3 protein-coding genes are annotated in these 2,609 nt (G+C 64.7%); all 3 read left to right on the forward strand.

What is annotated here, in order from left to right:
* Window positions 1-466, forward strand: a 466-nt coding sequence (locus tag AC1DT2_RS20375; protein ID WP_477298349.1) for a BamA/TamA family outer membrane protein, incomplete at its 5' end; no start/stop codon positions are given.
* Between the two features lie 36 nt (window positions 467-502).
* A complete protein-coding gene (locus AC1DT2_RS20380; RefSeq protein ID WP_477298350.1) occupies window positions 503-2,278 on the forward strand; it encodes a DUF2341 domain-containing protein in 1,776 nt (591 codons plus the stop codon).
* A 10-nt stretch (window positions 2,279-2,288) separates the two neighbouring features.
* Window positions 2,289-2,609 (forward strand): ExbD/TolR family protein (locus tag AC1DT2_RS20385; RefSeq protein ID WP_477298352.1); only part of this gene is annotated, 321 nt, incomplete at its 3' end.

Below are 2,609 nucleotides of genomic sequence, written 5' to 3' on the forward strand. Positions count from 1 at the left end.
GTTCCAGGACGGCTACAGCCTGGTCGGTCGCCTCGGCCTGCAGTTGGCGACCTCGTCGCTGGTCTCCAGCGAACAGTACGCAGCCGGTGGCGACAGCACCGTGCGCGGTTACCTCGAAGCGGAAGAAACCGCCGACCACGGCGTCATCGGGTCGCTCGAACTGCGCACGCCGTCCATCGCCCAACACATCGGCGGCTGGGTGAACGACTGGCGCTTCCACGCCTTCGTGGATGCCGCGCACCTGGCGCTGATGAACGCCTTGCCCCAGCTGATCGACCAGAACAACCCGGATGCCGGCAGCACGCGCGTGAACAGCTACGACCTGTCCAGCGTCGGCGTCGGTACCCGTTTCCAGGTTTTCAACATCGCCACCGGTTCGTTCGAGGTGGCCTATCCGTTCAACAACGGGCAGGCCACGCGTGCGCACGACACTCGCATCCATTTCTCACTCAAAGCGGATCTCTGACCGGCAGGTCGGACCATAGACTCCAGGGGTATCACCGTGACTCGAATCTTGTTACTGACCTGCTTGCTGATCCTCGGCTGGGTGCCTGCGGCACACGCCGAGACCTCGTGGTGGAACCAGGACTTTTCCTTCCGCAAGGCCATCACCATCGACACGACGGCCAAGGGCGGCAACGTCACCACGGCGGTCGGCCGCACGCCGTTGCTGGTTCGCCTGCACTCGGGCAACTTCACCTTCGACGGTGTCTCGGAGTCCGGTGCGGACGTCCGCTTCGTTGCCGCCGATGACAAGACGCCGCTGAACTTCCAGATCGAGAGCTTCGATCCGGTGCTAGGCGTGGCCCTGATCTGGGTGGACGTGCCGCAGGTGGCCGCGGACTCCCAGCAGCAGATATGGATGTACTACGGCAACGCGAWGGCGCAGGGCGGCGAGAAGGGCGGTGCGGTGTTCGACGCCGACTACGCCGCCGTCTACCACTTCGAAGAACCCGCCGGCACGCCGCCGCACGATRCCACCGCCTACGGCAACCATGCCGTCGGTAACGACATCGCTGGCGTGGACGGCATCATCGGCAAGTCGGCCCGCTTCGACGGTTCGAAGATCGTGACGCTGCCGGGCAGCGTGTCGATGAATGTCGCCGAGGGCGGCACGTTCACCTTCAGCACCTGGATCAAGCTGGACGCGATCGCCGATGGCCGCGCGCTGGTTTACGCCCGCCGCCAGGGCGACCTGAAGCTACTGATCGGCCTCGACCATGGCGTGCCCTTCGTGCAGACGGGCGACGCCACCAGCACCGCCGGTGAGCCGATCAAGGCCGGTGCCTGGACGCACCTCGCTGTCACGGCCGCTGGCGACGACATCGAGCTCTATGTGGACGGTAAGCCGTACGCCAAGCTGGCAGCGAAGCTGCCGGCGATGACCAGCCAGGCCACGCTCGGTGGCGATATTGCCGGGCAGACCGAAACCTTCGTGCCGTTCACCGGACAGATGGACGAAGTGCGCCTGTCGCGCATCGCCCGCCCGGCGACGCTGATCGCGGTGGACGCACAGACCCAGGGCGCGGAATCGAAGCTGCTGGCCTATGGCGCCGACGAGAAGCAGTCGGGCGTGGGCTTCGGCTACTTCGGCATCATCGTCAAGTCGGTCACCGCGGACGCCTGGTCGATCATCGGCATCCTGATGATCATGGCCGTGCTGTCCTGGGTGGTGATGTGGCAGCGTGCTTCGTACGTGAATCGCGTGACGAACGCGAACGAAGATTTCCTCGAGGCCTTCCGCCAGCAGGGTCGCAATATCCTCGCGCTGTCGCGCGATCCCACCGCATCCCGTCTGGAAGACGCGTCGCTGTACCGCCTGTATAAGGTCGGCGCTGGCGAAGTGTGGAATCGCCGCGACGCGGACGGTCATGACCATATCGCGGCGGAATCCATCGAAGCGATCCGCGCCACCATGGATTCGGTGCTGGTGCGTGAGAACCAGAAGCTCTCCAAGTCGATGGTGCTGCTGACCATCGCCATCTCCGGCGGTCCCTTCCTCGGCCTGCTCGGTACCGTGGTCGGCGTCATGATCACCTTCGCGGCGATTGCCGCGGCCGGCGACGTCAACGTCAATGCCATCGCGCCGGGTATCGCCGCCGCGCTGCTGGCCACGGTGGCCGGTCTGTTCGTCGCGATCCCCGCGCTGTTTGGCTACAACTACCTGCTGATCCGCAACAAGAACGTCACCGCGAACATGCAGGTGTTCGTCGACGAGTTCGTGACTCGCCTGGCGGAACAGCAGCGCGCCACCCACCCGTCGGCCGTCGCGGCCTGAGGAACGGATCATGCGCGCGCAAGACGAAGACAAACCGTACGACGACATCAACATCACGCCCATGCTCGACCTGGCGTACGTGTTGCTCGTGATCTTCATCATCATGACCACCGCGTCGGTGCAGGGCATCAAGGTGAACCTGCCCAAGGCCAGTGCCGCGGTGAGCATGGCCAAGCCGCAGACCAAGGCGATCACGATCTCGGAATCGGGTCAGATCTTCCTCGACGCCTATCCGGTCACGATCGGTGAGCTCGAGGAGCGTCTTCGCTCGCTGAAGGCGATCACCCCGGATTTCCCGGTGGTGGTGAAGGGCGATTCGACGGTCCAGTAC

Source organism: Luteibacter sp. P4_E6 (assembly GCF_056401535.1).